We start from the raw sequence: 23,849 nt of genomic DNA, 5'->3' as shown, positions 1-23,849 counted from the left end.
GTCGAACTTCGACTTCGACTGCGCAAACGCCGAACCCGACGCGAGCGCGACGGCGGCAACACCAACCATAAGAGCAATGCGTGACATGTGCGTGTGTCCTCACTGAGTTGAAAAAGGTTCTTTTTGTTCTTGTCGATGGGCACCCGGATCATGCGCCGCCCCCCGAACCGCGACGATTGCTTTTCAGGGGTCAACAGCGTTTTCCGGCGGCGAAGTCCAACCAACCGTCTTTCGAACAATCTTTCACACGGACGAAAAACGGTCAATAACTAACTCACCATGATTTATTTTATGGTGAGGTGGTACCGTCCCGGCCAAGAACCCCGTCAACACGCCGCCACAGCCCCAGCGGGTTGCCCCGGCGCAGCGCCTCGGGCAACAGCGCGTCGGGCAGATCCTGGTAGCAGACCGGGCGCAGGAAACGGCGGATCGCCAAGGTGCCGACCGAGGTGGTGCGGCTGTCGGAGGTCGCCGGGAACGGCCCGCCATGCACCATCGCCTCGCACACCTCGACGCCGGTCGGCCAGCCGTTGGCCAGGATGCGCCCGGCCTTGCGCTCCAGCACCGGCAACAGGGCGCGCGCCGCCTCGGCGTCGGCCCCGTCCATGTGCAGGGTCGCGGTCAACTGGCCTTCCAGCCGCTCCAACACCGCGCGCAGGGCCTGCGAGCCGGCGCAACGGATGACCAGCGACGCCGCGCCGAAAATCTCCTCATGCAGCGCCGGATCGTCCAGGAAGGCGTCGGCGCTGGTGGTGAACAGCCCGGCACGGCACTGGTGCGGCCCGCTGGTTTCCGGCCCGCGCGCCCGCGTCGTCACCGCCGCGTTGCCCGACAGACGCGCCACCCCACCGGTGAAGGCGGCGTGGATGCCCGGCGTCAGCATGGTGGCCGGGGCCGCCCCGCCCACCGCCGTGGCGGCGGCGTCCAGGAAGCGGTCCAGATCCGGCCCGTCGATGGCCAGAACCAGACCGGGATTGGTGCAGAACTGCCCGGCCCCCATGGTCAGCGAGCCGACAAAGCCGGTCCCCAGCGCCTCCGCCCGCGCGGCGAGCGCGGCGGGCAGCAGGATCACCGGGTTGATGCTGCTCATCTCGGCGTAGACCGGGATCGGCTCCGGACGGGCGGCCGCGACCTTCATCAGCGCCACACCACCGGTGCGCGAACCGGTAAAGCCCACCGCCTTGATGCGCGGATCGGCCACCAGCGCCGTGCCAACCCGGTTGCCCGAGCCGAACAGCAGCGAGAACACGCCCTCCGGCAGACCGCAGGCGGCGACCGCCGCCTGCACGGCGCGACCGATCAATTCCGAGGTGCCGGGATGGGCCGAATGGGCCTTCACCACCACCGGGCAACCCGCCGCCAGCGCCGACGCCGTGTCGCCGCCCGCCACCGAAAAGGCCAAGGGGAAGTTGCTGGCCCCGAACACGGCGACCGGCCCCAAGGCGATGTGCCGCTGGCGCAGATCGGCGCGCGGCAGCGGCGCGCGGTCCGGCTGGGCCGGGTCGATGCGGGCATCGAGCCAGCTTCCCTCGCGCACCGTGCGAGCGAACAGGCGCAATTGGCCAACCGTGCGCCCGCGCTCGCCCTCCAGCCGGGGACGCGGCAGGCCGGTTTCCGCCATGGCACGCTGAATCAGCTCATCGCCAATCGCCATGATGCCGTCGGCGATGGCCTCCAGAAACGCCGCCCGCGCCTCCAGCCCGGTGTCCCGGAACGCGTCGAAGGCGTCCCAGGCCAGCGCGCAGGCCCGCTCGACCTCAGCGCTGCCGCCACCGCCGAAGCCCGGCTCCAGCGCCGTTCCGGTGGACGGGTCGATGGCGTGAAAAACGGTGTCGGTGCCACGCAGAGCGGTCGCACCGATCAGCATCTCGCCACGGATGGTCATGATCGCAATCCCAAACTGTGAACCGCGCCGCGCCCCGCAGACATCCGTCCGGGGCGCGGCGTGGGAAAGAAACGAAAGGAACGAAGCAAACGGCGCTCAGAGCGCCTTGACCGCGCGATAGGGCGTGTCCGCCGTGCCCAGCGGGTTGCGCAGGGGCCGACCGAAATCGGGAACCTCGATCTCCATCACATCGCCGTCGGTCAGGCGCAGCCCGTCGCTGAAGCTCAGGGTCGCGGTGCCGAAGCAATGCACATGGACGTCGCCCGGACGGCAGAACAGCGGGTATTTGAAATGGTGGGCTTCCAGATTGGCGATGCTGTGGCACATGTTGGCCTCGCCGGACAGGAAGGGCTTTTCCCAGATCACCGCTCCGTCGCGCCGCACCCGCGAGGAGCCGCGCAGGTCGTTGGGCAGCGCCCCGGTCAGCAGTTCCGGCCCGACCGCGCAGGCGCGCAGCTTGGAATGGGCGAGGTACAGGTAATTCTGACGTTCGGTGACGTGGTCGGAAAACTCGTTGGCGAGCGCGAAGCCCAACCGGTGCGGCGTGCCATCGGGACCGATCAGATAGATCCCGGCGATCTCCGGCTCCTCGCCGCCGTCCAGCGCGAAGGAGGGCGAGGCCAACGGCGCGCCCGGCGCGGTCAGGATGGAGCCGTCGCCCTTGTAGAACCATTCCGGCTGAACGCCGAACACGCCCGGTTCGGGGCGACCGCCCTCGACCCCCAGGCGGAACATCTTCATCGAATCGGTCTGCTTGGCCGGATCGGCGAGATCCTTGTGCATCTTGTCCCGCCCCTCGGCGCTGCCCAGATGGGTCAGGCCGGTGCCGGTGACGAAGAGATGCGCCGGATCGGGATGGTCAATCGGCGACAGCAGGCGGCCATCGGCCTCAATTGCCGCCAGATCCACCGCATCACCCAGCCCGTGGCGTTCGACCACCGCCGCCAGACCAACCGCCCCGGCGATGGCCTCTTGCGCCAGCGCGAAAACGGACGCGGCGTCACGGACCAGACGGGTCACGCCGTCCGTTCCGGTTGCGGCCACCGCGCGCGCGCCCGCCGCGTCGAGACATTGCACCAGCCTCATCGATCCTGTCCTTTTCTCAAAGCACGCTCGGCAACCCGAACCGCGCGGGCGGCAGGCCCGTCACGCCGGGGGAGCAGACGAACACACCACCGGCCAGCGGCTCGTCCGTCCGTTCATGGGCGGCGGTGGTGATGAACAATTGGTCCAGCGCCGGACCGGCGAACACGCAGGAGGTGACGCGCGAGGCGGCAACCCGCACCACCCGGTCCAGCGTGCCATCGGGCCGGAAGCGGCTGACCCGCCCGCCGTCCCAATGGGCCACCCACAGCCCGCCCTCGGCGTCGCAGGTCATGCCATCGGGATAGCCGTCGGCCTCGGTGAACTGGATGTGGACGCGCTTGCCCGACAGGCTGCCATCCTCGGCGATGTCAAAGGCGTAAATCCGCCGGGCCGCGCTGTCGGTGTGGTGGATGCGCCGCCCGTCGGGCGACAGCGCCGGGCCGTTGGCCACCGTGTAACCGCTGTCCACCGCCGTCACCGCCCCATCGGGATCGAGCCGGAAGAAGGAGCCGGTCGGCGCGCTTTCGGAATCATCCATGCTGCCGATCCACAGGCGGCCCCGCGCGTCGGCCTTGGCGTCGTTCAGCCGGTTGCCGGGCCGGTCGGCGTCCAGCCTCGCCAGTTCGCCGACGATCTCCACCCCGGACGCCCCCAAACGCAGATGCACCACCCGGCGGGAGCGCAGGCCCGCGACGAATCCGTCGCCGTCGGCGCGCTCCACCAGCCAGCAGGCGGCGTCCTCCAGCGCCCAATCACGCCCCTGTTCGGTTGCAACATCCAGGCGGAGGATGCGCGCGCCCCGGATGTCCACCGCGTAGACCGCGTTGTCGGACGGCGACCACAGCGGGCCTTCACCCAGAACGGCGCGGGGCTGCCAGACGCACCGCGCCTCGATGGTCGTGCCGCCGCTGCTCATCCCCGGTTCTCCGCCGCCGAATTAGTTGACCTTCCAAACGATAAAGCGCGATGCGATAACCGTCCAATACGAATATTTGACGAAATGATACATGTTTGCGTATAATTTTGCCCATCCCTCCTTCCGCAACCCGGAGCGTTCGTCATGGCCCCGCCGCGCTTTGCCGCCGATTGGTTTCAACGGGTGCGGCTGAAGATGCGCCACCTCCAACTGTTCATGGCGCTGGACGAACACCGCAACCTGCACCGCGCCGCCGCCAGCCTGAACATGTCGCAACCCGCCGCGTCGAAGCTGCTGGGCGATCTGGAAGACATGCTGGGGATCGAGCTGTTCGACCGCCATGGCCGGGGCATCGAACCCAACTGGTACGGCAGCCTCATGATCCGCCACGCCCGGATGATCCTGAGCGAGCTGAAGGAGGCGGGGGAGGAGCTGAACGCCCTTCAGGCCGGGCACAGCGGCCGGGTCTCCATCGGCACGGTGATGGCCCCGGCGGTGGAACTGGTGGTCCCGGTCGTCAGCGCGATGACGCAGGAGCATCCCGGCCTGAAGATCGCCGTCGGCGTCGAATCGAGCGACGTTCTGGCCGAACGGGTGCATCAGGGGACCATGGATTTCGCCATCGGCCGCCTGCCCAGCGGCATGGATCCGATGACCTTCGTTTACGAGGAGATCGGCGACGAGGAGCTGTGCTTCGTCTGCCGCGACGACCACCCGCTGCTGCATCTGGGCCGCGATGTGGTGGTGGAGGATCTGATCGGTGCCACCTGGATGCTGCAGCCGGTCGGCACCCTGTTGCGGGAGCGGGTGGACGCGCTGTTCCGCTCGCGCGGGTTGCCGCCGCCGCAACGGGTGATCGAAAGCGCGTCGCCGGTCATGTCGATGGCGATGATCGCCCAGACCGACTCGCTGACCGTCTTTGCCCGCGCCTTGGCGGAGCTGTATTCCACGCCCGGACGTTACGCCATCGTGCCCTTCTACAAACGGTTCAGTGTGGAGCCATACGGCATCTTCCGGCTGCGCGAACGCCCGCTGTCGCCCGGGGCGCAAACGCTGCTGACCGCGCTCCGCGCCGCCGCGCTTGCCCGCCAACGTCCGCCCGACCACCCGGTCAAGCCCTGAGCGTGATCCCCGACCAACGAACTGTTTCACACCATCGTGGTTCCCCGTTAATCTTTTTCCCTGATAACGGGTCTTGCGGGTCAGCGGCGCGCTCCGGCGGTTGGAACGGGCGCGCCAAGCAGTGGGATTGCCGATGGACACAGGCCCATACGCCCTGATGGCGGAGCTGCTCGACAGCCTCAATGTCGGGCTGTGCCTGTTCGACGCGGGCGACCACGCCCTGGTGTGGAACCGGACCTTCCTGGCCCTGTTCCCCGAACATGACGGCCACATCCGGGTGGGGGAGCATTACTCCGACAATCTGCGGCGCTTCTACCAGCAGCGGCTGGACGCCGCCGAACTGCCGATGATCGACCGCTACATCGCCGAAGGCATTGCCCGCCACCGCAGCCAAAGCCAGCCCTTTGTCTTCGCCCATCGCGGCCAATGGGTGCGGGTGGCGTCGCTGCCCATCGGCGGCCCCCATGCCCCGCAAGGCCGCCTGCGCGTGTGGACGCCCCTGGTGGCCCCAACGGGGGGCATGCAATGGGAACGCCCGACCGTCGGACAATCCGCTGGCACCGACGATGCCTTCCTGGAGCATGTCGCCGACGGCATCATGGTGCTGGACAACCAGGGCCTCATCACCGCGATCAACGAACAGGCGCTGTTCCTCTATGGGCTGGCCCACAAGGCGGACGCCATCGGGCTGCGGTACGAGGAGCTGTTGCACCGGGTGTGGACCGGCGACGCCGACCGCGTGTCGGCCACGCTGATCGAGCGCCAGCGCTTTCCCGGTGCGCCGTTCGAGGTGGAGTTGCCGAACGGGCGCTGGTTGCGCGTGATCGAACAGCGCGGGGTGGAAGGCCGCTCCTTCAGCAGCCATGTCGACATCAGCGACCTGAAGCGGCTGCAACGCGCCGCCGACGCCGCCCGCGCGGAGGCCGACCGCGCCAACGCCGCCAAATCGCATTTCCTGGCGATGATCAGCCACGAAATCCGCACGCCGATGAACGCCATCATCGGCATCGGGCGGATCGCCCTGCACGCCGCGCAGGACCCCGCCCAGCGCGGCTATCTGGAAACCATCAACACCTCCGCCGGTCGGTTGCTGGGAATCATCAACGACCTGCTCGATTTTTCGAAGATCGAGGCGGGCAAGGTGGACATCGTTCACCAGCCCTTCGCGCTGGACGAGGCGCTGGAACCGCTGTGCGACCTGATTCTGGGCAGCCCCGGCAACGATCAGGTGGAGATCACCGTGCGCATCCGCCCCGGCACACCCGACCGGCTGGTCGGCGATCCGCTGCGGCTCAGCCAGATTCTGGCGAATCTGACCAGCAACGCCCTGAAATTCACCGAACGGGGCGACATCCTGATCGAGGTGGAGGAGATCACGCGCGACGGCGAGCGGGTGGATCTGCGTTTTTCCGTCGCCGACACCGGCATCGGCATTCACCCGGACCAGCAGGCCGCGCTGTTCCAGCCCTTCGTCCAGGCCGATGGCTCGATCACCCGGCGCTACGGCGGCACCGGCTTGGGCCTGTCGATCTGCAAGCAGTTGGCCGACCTGATGGGCGGTCGCATCGGCGTGGCCAGCGTGCCGGGTCAGGGCAGCCGCTTTTCCCTGGAGGTGACGCTGGGTCTGGCACCCGCCGATGCCGCCCCGGCTCCGCTTGCGGCCTTGCCACCGGCGCGGGTACTGGTGGTGGACGATCACCCCGCCGCCCGCACCGCCTTGGTGGAGATGGTCGGCGCGCTGGGCTGCGAGGTGACGGCGGTCAATTCCGGCCCGGCCGCCCTGCTGGCGGTCGATCAGGCCGCCCGGCAAAACGCACCGATCCACGCGGTTCTGCTGGATTCCGTCATGCCCGGATGGGACGGGGCGTTGACCGCCGAACGGCTGCGCACCAGCCGCCGCGCGGCGGGGGTGCGCGTGATTCCGATGATCGCCGCCAACGCCCGACACAGCGGCGCATGGCCCAGCCACGGAACCGGTCAGACCGACGTGCTGTTCAAGCCGGTGGTCCCGAGCCGTCTGCGCACCCGTCTGGTCGAGGTGTTGCGCCAGCACACACCACCCGACACCCCGCCCCACCCCGCCCCCAGCCCGCGCCCGGTGGCAGCGCGGCTGCGCGGCGCGCGTCTTCTTCTGGTGGACGACAACGCGCTCAACCGCGAAGTCGCCCTGCACATCCTGGCCGACACCCAGGCCAGCGTGGACATCGCCGAAGACGGTGTCCAGGCGGTGGAGCGGGTGTGCAGCGGCGACTACGATCTGGTGCTGATGGACATTCAGATGCCGGAGATGGACGGGCTGGAGGCCACACGCCGCATCCGGCGGATCGAGCGGTTCCGCGCCCTGCCCATCGTCGCCATGACCGCGCACGCCATGGCCGATCACCGGCTGGCCAGCCGCGACGCCGGAATGAACGAGCATCTGACCAAGCCCATCGACCCGGACCTGTTGATCGACACGCTCCTGCGCCTGATCGACCCGGTGCGGCTGGCCGCAAGGCGCAGCGGAGGGACCACCAGTCACCACGCCGCCGCACCGACGACGGCCCCCCCACCCGCCCCGGAAGACAGCGCCGCCGCATCGGAAACCGCTGAACAGGCCCGGCGGATCGGGCTGGATTGGGACGCCGCGCTGCGCCGGGTGGATGACGACACCGCGACGCTGGAAAAGCTCATTCGCGGCTTCTGCAAGGACACCGCGCGCTACCCCGCCGACTTGCGGGCGGCGGCGGCGGATGAAGACGCCGACCGCATCCGCTTCCTCTCGCACGCCCTGCGATCATCCGCCGCCTACATCGGGGCGATGGCATTGTCAGGACTGGCCGGGCGCACCGACGAAACGGCGCGCGCCGGTCATCGCCCCTTGGCCGTCGGGTTGGCCACGGAGCTGGCGGACGAGCTGGAGCATCTGCTGTCCGCCCTGCCCGCCCTCTATTCCGCTCCGGAGCTGGCGACAGGCGGCGGCGATGCCGATCTGGAGCCGGGGTTGCTGCGTCTGGCCGCTCTGCTGGAAAACGCCGATCTGCGCGCCGAGGATGCCTGGACAGAGCTGCGCAAGACGCTGCCCCCGGCACACCGGGAGTTTGCCGAGGCCGTCACCGCCCTGCTCGACGATCTGCGCTACGCCGAGGCGTTGGACCGGGTGCGCGCGTTCACCGCCGATCACCGCCGCACCTCCACCGTCACACCTCGGGGAACCGCATGAGCCACCGTGAACCCCGGCCGTTCCGCCAGACATGGCGCGCGCTGGCCCTGTCCGCCGTGATTGTCACCGCATCGTTGCCAGGCGCAACCACCCCGGCCTGGAGCCAAACGCCCGAAGCCACGGCACCCACCCCACCCCCGGCGGATAGCACGCCCAGCGCGGGACTGGCCCCGATGACCGACACGGAAACGGCGAGTCTGGGATGCGTGCTGGTCGCGGGCGGGGTCGGCTTGGCCACCTTGACGGCGGGCGGCGTCGCCCTGATCGCGGCGGAGGCCGGGGTGGGAGCCGGGGCCACCAGCACGGCGGTGGCCGTGCCGGTCGTGGTCGGGACCATGGCCGCCGGGTGCAATCTGGGCGCGCTCGCCGCCCCGGCCTTCCTGTGGGTGAAGCACCAGGGCCACACGCTGGGCAGCGCCGCCGCCGCCCTGTGGTCGGGCGGCTGGACCGGCGGCGGCCCTTAACGTCAAGACCGCCGCGCCTCACCCGCCGATCAGGATGGCGCGGAAGTCGTTGACGTTGGTCAGCGTCGGCCCCGTCACCAGCGAGTCGCCGAGCGCCCCGAAAAAGCCGTGGCCGTCGTTGTTGGCCAGCGCGTCCTTGGGCCGCAGACCCAGCGCCCAGGCGCGGGCCAGACTGTCGGGGCCAAGGATCGCCCCGGCGATGTCCTCCAGCCCGTCCACCCCGTCGGTGTCGGCGGCCAGGGCGTGCACGCCCGGTTCACCGTCCAGCGCAATGCCCAGCGCCAGCAGGAATTCCACGTTGCGCCCGCCGCGCCCGGTGCCGCGCACCGTCACCGTGGTTTCCCCGCCCGACAGCAGGATGCAGGGCGCGGTGAAGGGCTGACCGCGCTGGGCCACCTGCCGGGTGAGGCCCGCCAGCACAGTGCCGACGTCGCGCGCCTCCCCTTCCAGGCTGTCGCCCAGGATGTGGACCGGCCAACCGGCGGCGCGGCCAACGGCGGCGGCGGCCTCCAGCGAGTGTTGCGGGGCGGCGATCATTCGCACCTCGGCCCCGGCCAGACGGGGATCGTCCGGCTTGACGCTCTCGCCCCGCCCGCTCTCCAGGATCGCTTGGGCCACCGGCGGCAGGGTGATGCCGTAACGGCGGACGATGGCGAGCGCGTCGGCGCAGGTCGTCGGGTCGGCCACCGTCGGGCCGGACGCGATGTCGAGCGGACGGTCGCCCGGCACGTCGGAAATCAGCAGGGTGACGACGCGCGCCGGATGGCAGGCGGCGGCCAGCCGCCCGCCCTTGATCGCCGACAGGTGGCGGCGCACGCAGTTCATTTCCGAAATCGTCGCCCCGGATTGCAGCAGCGCGACGTTCACCGCCTGCTTGTCGGCCAGGGTCAAACCCTCCAACGGCAACGGCAGCAGGGCCGATCCACCGCCGGAAATCAGGCACAGCACCAGATCATCCGGCCCCAGCCCGCCGACCATCGCCAGCATCCGTTGGGCAGCGGCCAGACCGGCGGCGTCGGGAACCGGGTGGGCGGCCTCGACGATCTCGATCCGCTCGCAGGGCTGGGCGTAGCCGTAACGGGTGACGACCAGACCGGAGAGGGGGCCGTTCCAATGATCCTCCACCGCGCGGGCCATGGCGGCGGATCCCTTGCCCGCCCCGATCACCACCAACCGGCCCTTCGGCGGGGCGGGCAGGTGGGGCGGCAGCCCATGGGCGGGCTGGGCCGCCTGAACGGCCGCGTCGAACATCCGGCGCAGCAGGTCGCGCGGGTCAAGGCTCATCGCACACAATCCCCTCTCGGTTTCACCCCAGGCCCGTCAATAGGCCCCGTGGACAAGGTTGCTGGGACGCCCGGCGACAAAGTTTTCGATGTTGTCGATCAACTGGTCGGCCAGGGTCTGTTGCGCCTCGTCCGACGCCCACGCCACATGCGGCGTCAGGATCACATTGGGGCGTCCGGCGATTTGCATCAAGGGGTTGTCGGCGGCGGGCGGCTCCACCTCCGTCACGTCGAAGCCGACGCCGGAGATCAACCCCTCGTCCAGCGCGGTGACGAGATCCGCCTCCACCACCAGACCGCCGCGCGCGGTGTTGACGATCAGCGGGCGGCGGGCCATGCGGCGGAACTCCGGCAGACCGATCATGCCACGGGTCTCCGGAGTCAGCGGGCTGTGCAGGGTCAGCACGTCGCTGGTTTCCAGCACCTCGTTCCACGGGGTGTAGAGCGGGCCAAGGCCGCTTTTGCCCTTGTGGGCGGCGAACAGCGGGATCATGCCGAAGGCCCGCGCGATCTCCGCCACCCGCTGGCCCAGCACCCCTTCGCCGATGATGCCCAACCGCGCCCCGCGCAGATCGCGGATCGGGTGGTTGAAGAAGCAGAACTGCCCGGCCTTCTCCCATTCCCCGGCCAACACATCCTGACGGAAGCCGACGATGCTGCGGCGCAGGGCCAGAATCAGGGCGAAGGTGTGCTCCGGCACCGTGCTGACGGCGTAGCCCCGGATGTTGCTGACGGCGATGCCGTTCCGGCCGCAATAGTCCTTGTCCACGCAATCGGTGCCGGTGGCGGCGACCGCGACCAGCGTCAGGTCGGGCAGCCGGGCCAGGATGTCGGCGGTCAGCTTCACCTTGTTGACGATGGCGACGCTGGCCCCGGCCAGCCGCTCCACCACCTGGTCCGGCGCGGTGCGGTCGTGCTCGATCAGCTCATGGGCGAAGGACGGGCGGCGCAGCCGGATTTGCGGCGCGATGGTCGCGCGGTCGAGAAAGACGATCTTGTGCATGGAACTCGATCCTTGAAGGACAGCGATGGCGGTCACAGACGCGCGCGGGCCTGCGCGACCACGGCGGCGGCGGTGATGCCGAATTTTTCATAGAGCGCGTCGGCGGGGCCGGAGGCGCCGAACCCCTCCATCCCGACAAAGCCGCCGTTGTCGCCCAGATAGCGGTCCCAGCCGAAGCGCACCGCCGCCTCCACCGCCACCCGCGCCGTGCCGGTTCCCAGCACGGCGGCGCGATAGTCCGGCGGCTGCGCGTCGAACAGCTCCCAACAGGGCATGGAGACGACGGCGGTCGGGATCCCGTCGGCCTGGAGCCGGTCGCGGGCGTCGAGCGCGATGGGCAGCTCCGACCCGGTGGCCAGCAGGGTGACGCGGCGCTCCCCACCCTCCGCCTCGGCCAGCACATAGGCCCCCCGGCGGCTGAGATTGTCGGCCACATGGGCGCGCCGCACCGACGGCAGCGTCTGGCGGGCGAAGATCAGGGAGGACGGGCCGTCGCGCCGGTCCATCGCGATCTCCCAGCATTCGGCGGCCTCCACCGCGTCGGCGGGGCGCAGCGTCAGCATGTTGGGCATGGCGCGCAGCGAGGCGAGGATTTCGACCGGCTGGTGGGTCGGCCCGTTCTTGCCGATGCCGATGGAATCATGGCTGAAGACGAACTTCACCGGCAGCCCCATCAGGGCGGCCATGCGCATCGCCGGGCGCTCGTAATCGGAAAAGGCCAGATAGGTGACGGCCAGCGGGTTGACCCCGCCATGGGCGGCCATGCCGTTGGCCATCGACCCCATGACATGCTCGCGCACGCCGCAATGGATGTAGGAGCCGGATTGGTCCCGCGCGGTGAAGGCGGACAGGGTCCGTTTGTGGTTGGTCGGGGCCTCCAGATCGGCGCAGCCGACCAGGATCTCCGGCATGAGCGCGCACAGCAGGGCGGCGATGTCGCCGGAGGTCTGGATCGCCGGTTGCGCCAGCGCCTCGTCCGCCGCGCGCTGTTTGAACGCGGCGAGCGCGTCGCGCCAGCCCTCGGCCATCCGGCCTTCGAACAGGCGGGCAACCTCGGCCCGGCGGTCGGCGGGCAGGGCGGCGATCCGCTCGGCCCAGGCGCGGCTCTCCGCCCGTCCGGCAACACCAGTTTGCCGCCACGGCTCCAGCACGTCGTCGGGGATGACGAAGGGGGCATGCGACCAGTTCAGCCGGGCGCGCATGGCGTCCGTGTCCTCTTTGAACAGCCGGGCGCTGTGGCCGCCGCGCTGCCCTTCCAGGCGGGGGATGCCACGGGCGATGATGGTGCGGCAGGCGATCAGCGACGGGCGCGGGTCGGCCTTGGCCGCCGCGATGGCGGCGGAAACCGCCGCGATGTCGTGGCCGTCCACCGCCTGGACGTGCCAGCCCGCCACGCGGAAGCGTTCGGCCACATCCTCACTGATCGACAGGTCGGTCGATCCGTCGTCGGTGATGCGGTTGTCGTCCCAGAAGAAGGTCAGTTTGCCCAGCCGCAGATGACCGGCGAGCGCGATGGCCTCCTGCCCGACGCCCTCCTGCAAGCAACCGTCGCCGACAAAGGCCCAGGTGCTGTGATCGGCCACGTCCGCGCCGTAACGGGCGTTCAGCCACGCCTCGGCCACCGCCATGCCCAGCGCGTTGGCGATGCCCTGCCCCAGCGGGCCGGTCGTCACCTCGATCCCCGCCGCCGGGTCGTATTCCGGGTGCCCGGCGCAGTGTGATCCCAGCTCGCGGAAGTGTTTCACCGCCTCCAGCGAGATTTTCTCGTGCCCGGTCAAATGCAGCAGGGCGTAGAGCAGCATCGAGCCATGACCGTTGGACAGCACCACGCGGTCGCGGTCGGGCCAGGTCGGGTTGGCGGGGTCGAATTTCAGATGATGGGCGTAGAGCGCGGTGGCGATCTCCGCCATGCCGAGCGGCACGCCCTGGTGCCCTTCGGTCGCCCGTTCGATGGCGTCAACCGCCAGGAACCGGATGGCGTCGGCCATGCGCTGAAGCGTGTCGGCCGGAAGGGCGGTGGTGTCGGGGGTGGACATGAGGGGTGCAGTCTCCCGTTCGCCCCCGCCGGGTCGGGCGGGGGCGTGCTGCGGACAAGATGGATGGAACGGAACGGGCCGTCGGTTGCGGGGATCAGCCCAGGAAGCCGATGGAGATCCAGGGAACCGCCGCCACCACGATCAACCCGACGATCAGGGCCAGGATGTAACCGATGATCGGCTTCATCCCTTCGTCGGGATGGATGCGGCTGATGGCGCAGGCGGCGTAGTACCCGACACCGAAGGGCGGGGCGAACAGGCCGACGCCCATGGAGAGGATCACCACCATCGCGAAATGCACATCATGGATGCCCATCTGGCGGGCGATGGGGAACAGCAGCGGGCCGAACAGCACGATGGCGGGAATGCCCTCCAACACGCTGCCCAGGATGATGAAGGCGACGATCGACACCGCCATGAACATCACCGCCCCGCCCGGCAGGGCCGCCATCGCCCCGGCAAGCTGGCCGGAGAAGCCGGACTGGGTCAGCGCCCAGGCCATGCCGGTGGCCGCCCCGATGATGAGCAGGATGGCACCCGACAGCGACGCGGTGTCCACCAGCATCGGCCCCAGACGGCTCCAGTCAAAGCGGCGGTAGATCAGCAGACCGGCCAGCACCGAATAGACGATGCCGATGGTCGAGACCTCGGTCGCGGTGGCCACGCCCTCCACCACGGCGGCGCGGATGACGAAGGGCAAGGCCAGCGCTGGCAGCGCGATCAGGAACTTGCGCCCGATCTCCGACCCGGTCGCCCGGCGGACGTTGGACAGATCCTCGTTGCGGTAGCGCCACCAGACCACGGCGCACAGCGTGACGGCCAGAACCACACCCGGCAGCATGCCGCCGGTGAACAGCGCGGAAATCGACACGCCGGTGACGGATCCCAGCGTGATCAGCACCAGGCTGGGCGGAATGGTTTCGGTCTGCGCCCCGGTGGCCGACAGCAGCGCCACCAGATCGCCCGGCTTGGCCCCGCGCGCCTTCATCTCCGGGAACAGAACCGGGGCAACCGCCGCCATGTCGGCGGCCTTGGACCCGGAAATGCCCGACACCAGATACATCGCCCCGACCAGCACATAGGACAGACCGCCGCGCACATGGCCGAGCAGGCTGGCGAGAAACGACACCATCGCGGCGGCCATGCCGGTCATTTCGATCAGCAGGCCCAGGAAGACGAACAGCGGCACCGACAACAGGATCAGGTGGGACATGCCCTCGTCCATCCGCCCGACCAGCACCAGCAACGGCGTGTGGGTGGTCAGGGCGAGGTAGCCGAAGGTCGCCAACCCGAAGGCGAAGGCGATGGGAACCCCGGCCAGCACGCCGACGGCGACCAGACCGACGAAGAACACCAGAAGATTGAGATTGCCCAGGCCCCGGAACAGCGGTTCCAGCGCCCAGAAGCCCCCGGCAACGGCGGCGACCAGCGCCAGCGCGCCCACCGTGTGCCGCCAATCGGCGACCTTCAGCAGCCGCAGCGCGCCCACCGCCAGCATCAGCAAACAGCCGACCGGCAGCGCCGCCGCCCGCCAGGAGTTGGCCAGATCGAGCGCCGGGGTGGTGATGAAGGCCTCCTCCTCGGCGAACTCCAGCGCCGGACCGACGATCATCGCCAGGAAGGCCAGCGGCGCGGCGACCGCCACCACATCGAGAAAGGCACGGGTGGCGGGGGCGGCCATGCCGGTCAGGGCGGTCATCCGCATGTGCTCGCCCCGCCGGAAGGCGACCACCGCCCCCAGCATGGCCAGCCAAAGGAAGAGGATGGAGGCCAGCTCGTCCGACCAGACGATGGGCCGGTGCAGCACGTAACGGCTGACCACACCGGCCATCAGCACGATGATTTCCGCCACCACCAGCAGCGCGGCGGGGATTTCGATCAGAGGACCCAGGACGCCGTCGAGTGCGGCGACCCAACGAGGCGGAGGAACGGCGGCGTCGCCGCCGTGCCCCGCGTGAGAGTGTTGCACGGCGGCCATCGGGTCACGCCAGCTTTCCGACCGACTTTTCCAGAACCGACCAGGCTTCTTCGCCGTACTTGGCCTTCCAGTCGGCGTAGAAGCTGGTCTTGCGCAGGTTGGCGCGGAAGGCTTCGGCGTCGGCCTCGATGAAGGTGATGCCCTTGGCCGTCAGATCCTGGCGCAGCGAACCGCTGAGCCGGGCGATGTCGGCGCGCTGTTCAAAGGCGGAGCGGTCAAACTCGCGCTCGACGACGGCGCGCAGATCGGCGGGCAGCCGCTCCCAGGCGCGGCGGTTGCCGAGGATCCAATAACCGTCCCAGACATGGCCGGTCAGGCTGATGGATTTCTGCACCTCGTAAATCTTGGCGGTGGCGATGATCGCCAGCGGGTTTTCCTGCCCCTCGACCACCTTGGTCTGCAGCGCCGAATACAGCTCGTTGAAATTGATCGGGGCGGGACCGGCCTCCAGCGACTTGAACAGCGAGGTCAGCATCGGGGCCGGGGGGACGCGGATCTTGAAGCCCTTCAGATCGTCCGGCGTGCGGATTTCACGGGTCGAGGAGGAGATGTGACGGAACCCGTTGTCCCACACCCGCGACACGGTGATCAGCCCGGCCTTGCCGATCTGGGCGCGGACAAAGCTGCCCATCTCGCCGTCCATCGCCTTCCACACGGCGTCGTAGTTGGCAAAGGCAAAGCCGGTGTTGACCATGCCCGCCGTCGGCACCAGCGTCGCCAGGATCGAGGAGGACAGGTTGAAGAACTCCACGCCGCCGCTGCGCACCTGCGACAGCAGATCGGTGTCGGAACCCAATTGGTTGGCGGGGAACAGGCCGATGTCCAAACGCCCGTTGGTCGCCTCGCGGATGCGGTCCAGCGCTTCCTTGGCGCGGGTGTTGACCGGATGCGTCGGATCCTGCCCGGTCGCCAGCTTGTAGGTGAACTCGGCGGCGTTGGCCGGGCGGCTCAGGATCCCGCAGAGCGGAACCGCCGCCGACAGGGCGGCCCCCGATGCCAGCAGCGACCGGCGGGTGATGCCCGTTGGACGGTTGGTGATCTTGGACATGCGTTCCTCCCGTGGATCGATGGGTGTGTGTGCCCGTTTTCAGGGTCGCGTTCGATAGGGTTTTGCCCGAAGACCGGCGCAGCCGTGCCACAGCCGGGTCCGGTCAGGCGGTCGGGCGGCCTGTGGCCGTTCGACCGGTGCCGTTCTTCAACAGGTGCCGTTCAACAGGTGGTAGGAGCGGATGACCTGGCTGTCGTCCGCCGCCCCGTCACCCCGGCCCGAGGTGGCGAGAAACATCTGATGGGCAACAGCCGCCAGCGGCAGGGCGGCGTGGCTGTCCCGCCCGGCCTCCAGCACGATGCCCAGATCCTTGACGAAGATGTCGACGGCGCTGGTCACGGGCGGATCACCCTGGACCATGCGCGGCCCCCGATCCTTCAGCATCCAGCTCGACGCCGCCGAACCGCCCAGCACGTCGAGCAGCACGTCCGGCGCGATGCCGACCTTGGCGGCCAGCGCCAGCGCTTCCGCCGCCGCCGCGATGTGGACGCCGCACAACAGCTGGTTGACCGTCTTGACCATCGCCCCCTGGCCCGGCGTTTCGCCCGCGTGGACGATCTTGCCGCCGACAGCCGCCAGCAGCGGACGCACCGCCTCCAGCACCGCCGCCGGTCCGGCGGCCATGATGGTCAGCGATCCGGCGATGGCCCCGACCATGCCGCCCGAGACGGGCGCGTCGAGGAAGGCCCGCCCGGCCCCGGTCACGCGGTCGGCCACGGCCGCCACCGCCGAGGGCGGGCAGGTGGACATCAGCACGATCACACCCCCCGGCGGCAGCGCCTCCAGCCCGCCCGCCCCGAACAGGGCGGCTTCGGCCTGTTCGGCGTTGACCACCATCAGCACCAGCGCGTCGGCACCGCTGGCGGCGTCCGCCACGCTGGCCGCAGCGGTTCCGCCCGCCTCGGCCAAGGCCACACCGGCCGCCGGACGCAGATCGAAGCCACGCACCGCGAAACCTGCGGTCAGCAGGTTTTTCGCCATCGGCAGGCCCATGGAGCCAAGCCCGACAAAGCCCACCGTCCGCACCGGCCGGATCGCCATGGTTGTCTTCCTTCCCCGTGTGTCCGGCCGATCAGCCGTGGATCAGCATGCCGCCGTTGACGTCGATCACCGCGCCGGTGATGTAGGACGACAGGTCCGACGCCAGGAACAGGAAGGCCCCGGCCACGTCCTTCGGCTCGCCCAGACGGTTCAGCGGGATGCCCGCCAGGATTTCCGTGGTCTTTTCCGGGCTGATCTTTCCAGCGTTGATGTCGGTCTGGATCAAGCCGGGGGTGACGCAGTTGACGCGGATGCCGTCGATGCCGAATTCGCGCGCCATCGCCTTGGCCAGACCCAGCACACCCGCCTTGGCCGCCGAATAATGCGGCCCGCCGAGAATGCCGCCGCCGCGCTGCGCCGACACCGACGACATGCAGGCGATGGAGCCGCCGCCGCGCTTTTGCAGATGCGGCAGCACCGCTTGCGACAGATAGAGGACGCCGCGCAGATTCACATCCAGGATGCGGTCCCAGCTCGCCGGGTCGATGTCCAGCGTCTTGACCGGCTGGGTGATGCCCGCGTTGTTGATGAGGATGTCGATGCCGCCGAACTCCGCCACCACACGACCGACGGCGGCCACGCAGGACTCCTTGTCGGTGACGTTGCAGGCGTAGCCGCGATGGCCCTCACCCAGTTGGGCGGCGGCCTCCGACGCGGCGGTTTCGTCGAGGTCGAGGATGGCGACCTTGGCCCCCTGGGCGGCGAACATGCGGGCGGTGGCCATGCCGATGCCGCGCAGGGAGGCCGCACCGGAGATGACGGCGATCTTGCCGTCGAGCAGAAGCGATTGGGTCACGGAAAGCACCTTTCGTTGAAACGGACGGGTCGGACGGATCAGCCGAGCCAACCTTTGATGGACGCGGCCATGGCGTTGGCCGAAATGCCGTAGCGGTCGTGCAGGGTCGGCAGCGCGCCCGCGTCGAGGAATTCGTCGGGCAGACCGATTTGACGGAAGGGCGGGTGAACCCCGGCGCGCAGCAGCGCACCGGCCACCGCCTCGCCCAGGCCGCCGATCACCGTGTGGTTCTCGGCCACCACCACCAGACGGCCCGACCGGCCCGCCTCGCGCAGGATGGTGGCGGTGTCGAGCGGCTTGATGGTGGGAACGTGCAGCACCGCCACATCGACCTTGTCGCGCTCCAGCATCGTCGCCACCTCCAGCGCCCGCATCGTCATGATGCCGGAGGACACGACCAGCACATCGGCCCCGTCGCGCAGCAGCTTGGCCTTGCCGATTTCGAACTTGTAGTCGTACTCGTCCAGCACCAGCGGCACGTTGCCGCGCAGCAGGCGCATGTAGACCGGGCCGTTGTGGGCGGCGATGGCGGGAACCGCCTGTTCGATCTCGTGCGCGTCGCAGGGGTCGATCACCATCAGGTTCGGCATGGCGCGGAACAGCGCCAGATCCTCCGCCGCCTGGTGGCTGGGGCCATAGCCGGAGGTCAGGCCCGGCAGGGCGCAGACGATTTTGACGTTCCGGTTCTCCTCCGCGATGGTCTGATGCACGAAGTCATAGGCCCGGCGCGAGGCGAAGACGGCGTAGGTGGTGACGAAGGGGGTGAAGCCTTCGTGCGCCAGACCGGACGCCGCCCCCATCAGAAGCTGTTCGGCCATCCCCATCTGATAGAAGCGGTCGGGGTAGGCTTTGGCGAAGATGTGGAGGTCGGTGTATTTCGCCAGATCGGCGGTCAGCCCGACGATGTCCTCGCGGGTCTTGCCCAGCTCAACCAGCGCGTTGCCGAAGGGCGCGGCCGTGGTCCTCTGCCCCTCACCAGCGATCGACGCGATCATCGCCGAGGTCTTCAGCTTGGGCTTGGCCCCCGTGGCGGGAGCAGGGGTGGGGCGGCTCATGCGGTCCTCCCGGCGTCCAGCGCGTCGAGGGCGAGTTGCCATTCGTGCGCGTCCACGCGGATGAAGTGGTTCTTTTCACGGGCTTCCAGGAAGGGGACGCCCTTGCCCATCTTGGTGTCGCACACGATCATGCGCGGCTTGGGATCCGGGCAGCTCTTGGCGACGTCAAAGGCGGCGACCACGGCGTCGAGGTCGTTGCCGTCCACCCGCTGCACGAACCAGCCGAAGGCGGCCAGCTTGTCGGTCAGTGGCTCGAACGCCATCACCTGGGTGGACGGGCCGTCGGCCTGCTGGTTGTTGACGTCGACGATGGCGATCAGGTTGTCGAGCTTCCAATGGGCCGCCGACAGGATCGCTTCCCAGACCGAGCCTTCGTCCAGCTCGCCGTCGGAAAACAGGGTGTAGACGCGGGCGTCCGATCCCTTGCGCTTCAGCCCCAGGCAACGGCCCACCGCCAGCGACAGGCCCAACCCCAGCGAACCACCCGACATTTCCATGCCCGGCGTGTAGCTGGCCATGCCCGACATCGGCAGGCGGCTGTCGTCGCTGCCGTAGGTCTCCAACTCCTCCTGCGGGATGATCCCGGCCTCGATCAGGGCGGCGTAGAGCGCGATGGCGTAATGGCCGTTGGACAGCATGAAACGGTCGCGCCCCTCCCACTCCGGTTCGGCCGGGCGGTAGCGCATGGCGTGGAAGTAGGACACGGCCAGCACGTCGGCGATGTCGAGCGCCTGCCCGATGTAGCCCTGGCCCTGCACCTCGCCCATCAACAGGGCGTTGCGGCGGATGCGGTAGGCCCGCTCCGCAAGATGTGTGTTGTGCCCGATGGCGGTTGTGGTCACGCGGGTCTCCCTGGTCCGCCGCGCTGGTCAGGCACGACGCGGATGCGGACGAAACGGTGGTGGATGGATGGCGGGGCGGATCATCCGACCCCCGATGTGTCCACAGTATTTCGTTGCTTCGATGCGCTCAAACGAATAATAAAGCTCTATAGATGAACTGAATTCATGTGAATGTCGCCATGCAGCATCGGGTGTCGCTCAAGGCGGTGCAGGCGTTTGAGGCCGCCGCAAGGCTGTCCTCTTTCGCGCTTGCAGCGGACGAATTGCTGGTCACGCCGTCGGCGATCAGCCATCAGATCAAGCTTTTGGAGGATCAGGTCGGCGTGCGGCTGTTCCACCGCGTGCACCGTGCGGTGGTGCTGACCGACGCCGGGCGGCGTTACGCCGAAGAGATCACCGCCGCCTTTGCCCGGATCGACACCGCCACCCGCAACGCCGGGCGGACGGAGAAAAGCGACATCCTGACCATCCACGCCACGCCCAGCTTTGCCACGCAATGGCTGATGCCGCGCCTGGCCCGCTTCAGCCGTCTGAACCCCGACATCGACGTCCGGCTGAACGCGTCCACCGACCCCGCCGACCTGACGTCGGAACGGGTGGATCTGGACATCCGCTATGGCACGAAGCTGCAACCGGCGGGGACGATGGTGCTGCCCTTCCACCCGGAAACCATCGTACCGCTGTGCGCGCCGTCGCTGATGAACGGCCCGCACCCGATCCGCAGCGCCGACGATTTGCGCCACCACACGCTGATCCACAGCGAAGGCTGTCTGGTCGGCTGGCGCGACTGGCTGCGCCAGCACCGCAAGGTGAAACTGGACGTCACGCGCGGCCCGCGCTTCGACCGCTCCTTCATGGCGATCAGCGCGGCGGCGGATGGGTTGGGCGTGTGCCTGGACAGTCTGTTGCTGGCCCAGCGGGAGTTGGAAACCGGCCGCCTGATCGCCCCGCTGGGGCTGGAGGGGCTGAAGGTCCAGGGCTACACGCTCAACCTGCTGAAAAGCCGCGCCGATCTGCCGAAGATCCGCAGCTTTCAGGATTGGCTGTTCCGCGAAATGGAAGCCGGGATGGCGTGACCGCGCCGGTCAGGCCTTGGTCTTCCACAGGCTGATGATCATCACCCCGGCCACGGTCAGGACGGCCCCGGCCAGTTGCAGCCAGCCCAACGGTTCGGCCAACACCAGATAACCGAACACCGCCGCGCTGACCGGCCCCAGCGCGCCGGACAGCGCCACCAGCGTCGCCCCGACCCGCCTCAGCGCCTCCGCCGTCAGGAACACCGGCAGCACGGTGGACAGCACCGCCATCACCGCCGCCAGCCCGAACACCTCTTGCGGCAGATCCAAGGCCGACAGCGGCCGCAGCACCAGGAATTGCGTGATGCAGCACAGGCAGGCCGCCGTCATCGCGTAGGCGGTGAAGCGCATCGAGCCGACCCGCTGGATCACCTGCGAACTGCCGACCAGATAGACCGAATAGAGAAAGGCCCCGCCGAACACCAACGCCGCCCCCAGGGCGAAATCCGGGTGGCCGGTGCCGATTTCCGACCAGACCACCAACGCCACCCCGGCGTAGGACACCAGCAGCGAGATCACCTCGCGCCAGCCGATCCGCTTGCCCAGAAACAGGGCCGACAGCAGCACGACGATGGTGGGGTAGAGGAACAGCAGCAGCCGCCCCATCCCGGCGCTGACGTAGCGCAAGCCGAGGAAATCGCAAAAGCTGGCGGCGTAATAGCCGGTCACGCCCAGCCCGATGGTCAGGGCCAGATCGCGGCCCGACACCCGCGCCTGCCCGCCCCGCAGGCTCTGCCACGCCGCCACCCCGAGGAAAAAGGGCAGCGCGAACACCATGCGCAGCATGATGAGCGTCACCGGATCGACGCCATAGCCATAGGCCAGCTTGATGATGACCGGCCGCAGGGAGAAGGACAGCACCCCGGTGACGGCGAACAACACGCCCACCCATTGATGCAGGGACAGCGCCGTCCGCGCGGGCGCGGCGGGCAGAACGGACGAGGACGACACGGGCTTGCTCGCTCCACAAACAGGGAGCGCCATTCAACCACCCCGAACGCCGTTTGGCTCGCGCCAAGCGGCCCGCCGGACATGCCGCCGCCCGGCCCCTGCCCTGCGCGAAACGCGCGGGCCAGGGAACCGGGCGGCGGTTTCACCCCATCATCGCCGCAAGACGATCAATGGTTGTCGCGCGGAATGCCCATGGTCTGGGCGACGCGCTGGTACTTGACGGCGGGCTTCAGCACCATGCCTTCGTCCAACTGATCGACGATGCCACGCTGAATCTCCTGCCACGGCGTTTGCGAGGCCGGGACCTGATAGCCGCCCGCCGCGTCCAGTTCGGCCCGGCGCGCCGCCAACTCCTCGTCGCTGATCTGGATGTCGGCGCTGCCGCGCCGCAGATCCAGCCGCACGCGGTCGCCGGTGCGCAGGATCGCCAGATTGCCGCCCGCCGCCGCTTCCGGCGAGGCGTTCAGCACCGACGGCGACCCCGAGGTGCCGGACTGACGCCCGTCGCCGATGCAGGGCAGCGAATGGACACCCTGCTTGATGAGGTAGGCGGGCGGGCGCATGTTCACCACCTCCGCCGCGCCGGGGTAGCCGAGCGGGCCGGTGCCCCGGATGACGAGGATGGTGTAGGCGTCGATCGCCAGCGACGGATCGTCGATCCGGTGGTGGTAATCCTCCGGCCCGTCGAACACCACGACCTTGGCCTCGAAGGCTTCCGGATCCTGCGGGTTGGACAGGTAGCGCTCGCGGAATTCCGGCGAAATGACGCTGGTCTTCATGATGGCGCTGCCGAACAGGTTGCCGCGCAGCACGACGAACCCGGCGTTGTCCTTCAGCGGCGCGTCGTAGGAATGGATGACGCGGGTGTCCAGGATTTCCTGGTCGCGGCAATTCTCGCCGATGGTCTTGCCGTTGACCGTCATCGCGTCTTCGCGGATCAGGCCCTTGGTCATCAACTGCGCGACGACGGCGGGGACGCCGCCCGCGCGGTGGAAATCCTCGCCCAGATACTCACCGGCGGGCTGGAGGTTGACCAGCAGCGGGATTTCATGGCCTTCGGTCTGCCAATCATCCACCGACAGCTCGACGCCGATGTGCTTGGCGATGGCGTTGATGTGGATGGGGGCGTTGGTCGAGCCGCCGATGGCCGAATTGACGACGATGGCGTTGTGGAAGGCGTCGCGGGTCAGGATGTCCGACGGCTTGATGTCCTGGCGGACCATCTCGACGATGCGCTTGCCGGTTTCGTAGGCGGCCTGCTGGCGCTCGCGGTAGGGGGCGGGAATCGCCGCCGAACCGGGCAACTGCATGCCCAGCACCTCGGCCAGCGAATTCATGGTGGAGGCGGTCCCCATGGTGTTGCAATAGCCGGTGGAGGGGGCCGACGACGCGACCAGCTCTAGGAACCCGGCGTAATCGATCTCGCCCGCCGCCATCATCTGGCGGGCCTTCCACACGATGGTCCCCGACCCGGTGCGCTCGCCCCGGAACCAGCCGTTCAGCATCGGGCCAACCGACAGGGCGATCGACGGGATGTTGACGGTGGCCGCCGCCATCAGGCAGGCGGGCGTGGTCTTGTCGCAGCCGATGGTCAGCACCACGCCGTCGAGCGGGTAGCCATAGAGCACCTCGACCAGCCCGAGATAGGCCAGATTGCGGTCGAGCGAGGCGGTGGGGCGCTTGCCGGTTTCCTGGATCGGGTGGACCGGAAATTCAATGGCGATGCCGCCCGCCGTGCGGATGCCTTCGCGCAGCCGTTCGGCCAGAACCAGATGGTGACGGTTGCAGGGGCTGAGGTCCGAACCGGTCTGCGCGATGCCGATGATCGGCGCGCCCGATTGCAGCTCCTCGCGCGTCAGCCCGAAATTCAGATAGCGTTCCAGATAGAGCGCCGTCATGTCGGGGTTGCTGGGGTTGTCGAACCACGCGCGCGACCGCAGCCGCTTGCCCTCGGTCGCCGTGGAATCGTCGCCAAAAGCGGATGCGGGGTTGGTGGGGTGGGACATGGAGTGCTCCTTGTCGGACATCTCGGGTTGCCAGTGTCGTCGTTGTTGGGCGCGCCGCC

The 23,849-nt window shown here is 68.8% G+C and carries 18 protein-coding genes; 4 read left to right on the top strand and 14 right to left on the bottom strand.

Features of this window, described 5'->3' with window-relative positions:
• Positions 1-289: 289 nt before the first annotated feature.
• From EJ903_RS05905 to EJ903_RS05895, 3 genes are all read right to left on the bottom strand, one after another.
• The gene (locus tag EJ903_RS05905) at positions 290-1,885 is read right to left on the bottom strand and encodes an aldehyde dehydrogenase (NADP(+)) (RefSeq protein ID WP_126613037.1); all 1,596 of its coding nucleotides are present in this window, start codon (positions 1,883-1,885) and stop codon (positions 290-292) included.
• Between the two features lie 96 nt (positions 1,886-1,981).
• Entirely contained in the window at positions 1,982-2,971 is a 990-nt protein-coding gene (gene araD1, locus EJ903_RS05900) for an AraD1 family protein (RefSeq protein WP_126613035.1), read from the bottom strand.
• 16 nt (positions 2,972-2,987) lie between these two features.
• A complete protein-coding gene (locus tag EJ903_RS05895; protein WP_126613033.1) occupies positions 2,988-3,887 on the bottom strand; it encodes an SMP-30/gluconolactonase/LRE family protein in 900 nt (299 codons plus the stop codon).
• Between the two features lie 144 nt (positions 3,888-4,031).
• On the opposite strand from EJ903_RS05895, the gene EJ903_RS05890 reads away from it, so the two are divergent.
• The 3 genes from EJ903_RS05890 to EJ903_RS05880 all read left to right on the top strand — a co-directional run bounded on the left by EJ903_RS05890 (position 4,032) and on the right by EJ903_RS05880 (position 8,675).
• Positions 4,032-5,009 carry a LysR family transcriptional regulator gene (locus tag EJ903_RS05890; RefSeq protein ID WP_126613031.1) on the top strand — a complete coding sequence of 326 codons (978 nt, stop codon included), beginning with the start codon at positions 4,032-4,034 and terminating at the stop codon, positions 5,007-5,009.
• A gap of 133 nt (positions 5,010-5,142) precedes the next feature.
• Entirely contained in the window at positions 5,143-8,211 is a 3,069-nt protein-coding gene (locus EJ903_RS05885) for a hybrid sensor histidine kinase/response regulator (RefSeq protein ID WP_126613029.1), read from the top strand.
• Positions 8,208-8,675: a hypothetical protein gene (locus EJ903_RS05880; RefSeq protein WP_126613027.1), complete on the top strand. Its 468-nt coding sequence runs from the start codon at positions 8,208-8,210 to the stop codon at positions 8,673-8,675. The genes EJ903_RS05885 and EJ903_RS05880 overlap by 4 nt, the downstream gene beginning before the upstream one ends.
• 18 nt (positions 8,676-8,693) lie before the next feature.
• Here the strand turns inward: EJ903_RS05880 and EJ903_RS05875 are convergent, their stop codons facing one another.
• The 9 genes from EJ903_RS05875 to EJ903_RS05835 form a co-directional block, all read right to left on the bottom strand.
• Positions 8,694-9,959 carry a glycerate kinase type-2 family protein gene (locus EJ903_RS05875; RefSeq protein WP_126613025.1) on the bottom strand — a complete coding sequence of 422 codons (1,266 nt, stop codon included), beginning with the start codon at positions 9,957-9,959 and terminating at the stop codon, positions 8,694-8,696.
• A gap of 36 nt (positions 9,960-9,995) precedes the next feature.
• Positions 9,996-10,961 carry a D-2-hydroxyacid dehydrogenase gene (locus tag EJ903_RS05870; RefSeq protein WP_126613023.1) on the bottom strand — a complete coding sequence of 322 codons (966 nt, stop codon included), beginning with the start codon at positions 10,959-10,961 and terminating at the stop codon, positions 9,996-9,998.
• Positions 10,962-10,993: 32 nt separating this feature from the next.
• Positions 10,994-12,997, bottom strand: coding sequence for a transketolase (tkt, locus tag EJ903_RS05865; RefSeq protein WP_126613021.1), 2,004 nt, complete (start codon positions 12,995-12,997; stop codon positions 10,994-10,996).
• 94 nt (positions 12,998-13,091) lie between these two features.
• Entirely contained in the window at positions 13,092-14,966 is a 1,875-nt protein-coding gene (locus EJ903_RS05860; protein WP_377005480.1) for a TRAP transporter large permease, read from the bottom strand.
• Positions 14,967-14,979: 13 nt separating this feature from the next.
• On the bottom strand, positions 14,980-16,023 hold the full coding sequence (locus EJ903_RS05855) for a TRAP transporter substrate-binding protein (protein WP_126613018.1): 1,044 nt from the start codon (positions 16,021-16,023) through the stop codon (positions 14,980-14,982).
• Positions 16,024-16,170: 147 nt separating this feature from the next.
• On the bottom strand, positions 16,171-17,064 hold the full coding sequence (locus EJ903_RS05850) for an NAD(P)-dependent oxidoreductase (RefSeq protein ID WP_126613016.1): 894 nt from the start codon (positions 17,062-17,064) through the stop codon (positions 16,171-16,173).
• A gap of 31 nt (positions 17,065-17,095) precedes the next feature.
• Positions 17,096-17,860 carry an SDR family NAD(P)-dependent oxidoreductase gene (locus tag EJ903_RS05845; protein ID WP_126613014.1) on the bottom strand — a complete coding sequence of 255 codons (765 nt, stop codon included), beginning with the start codon at positions 17,858-17,860 and terminating at the stop codon, positions 17,096-17,098.
• A 38-nt stretch (positions 17,861-17,898) separates the two neighbouring features.
• A complete protein-coding gene (locus tag EJ903_RS05840; protein WP_246015228.1) occupies positions 17,899-18,915 on the bottom strand; it encodes a transketolase family protein in 1,017 nt (338 codons plus the stop codon).
• Positions 18,912-19,757, bottom strand: coding sequence for a transketolase (locus tag EJ903_RS05835; RefSeq protein WP_246015226.1), 846 nt, complete (start codon positions 19,755-19,757; stop codon positions 18,912-18,914). The genes EJ903_RS05840 and EJ903_RS05835 overlap by 4 nt, the downstream gene beginning before the upstream one ends.
• A gap of 179 nt (positions 19,758-19,936) precedes the next feature.
• On the opposite strand from EJ903_RS05835, the gene gcvA reads away from it, so the two are divergent.
• On the top strand, positions 19,937-20,833 hold the full coding sequence (gene gcvA / locus EJ903_RS05830; protein ID WP_174237252.1) for a transcriptional regulator GcvA: 897 nt from the start codon (positions 19,937-19,939) through the stop codon (positions 20,831-20,833).
• Positions 20,834-20,842: 9 nt separating this feature from the next.
• On the opposite strand, the gene EJ903_RS05825 is transcribed toward gcvA, so the two are convergent.
• A complete protein-coding gene (locus EJ903_RS05825; protein WP_246015224.1) occupies positions 20,843-21,784 on the bottom strand; it encodes a DMT family transporter in 942 nt (313 codons plus the stop codon).
• Between the two features lie 167 nt (positions 21,785-21,951).
• Positions 21,952-23,790: an IlvD/Edd family dehydratase gene (locus EJ903_RS05820; protein WP_126613007.1), complete on the bottom strand. Its 1,839-nt coding sequence runs from the start codon at positions 23,788-23,790 to the stop codon at positions 21,952-21,954.
• Positions 23,791-23,849: the final 59 nt, after the last annotated feature.

Source organism: Azospirillum griseum (genome assembly GCF_003966125.1).
GTDB lineage: Bacteria > Pseudomonadota > Alphaproteobacteria > Azospirillales > Azospirillaceae > Azospirillum > Azospirillum griseum.
The sequence above is the reverse complement of the archived record's forward strand: the minus strand, read 5'-3'. Positions and strand labels throughout refer to the sequence as shown.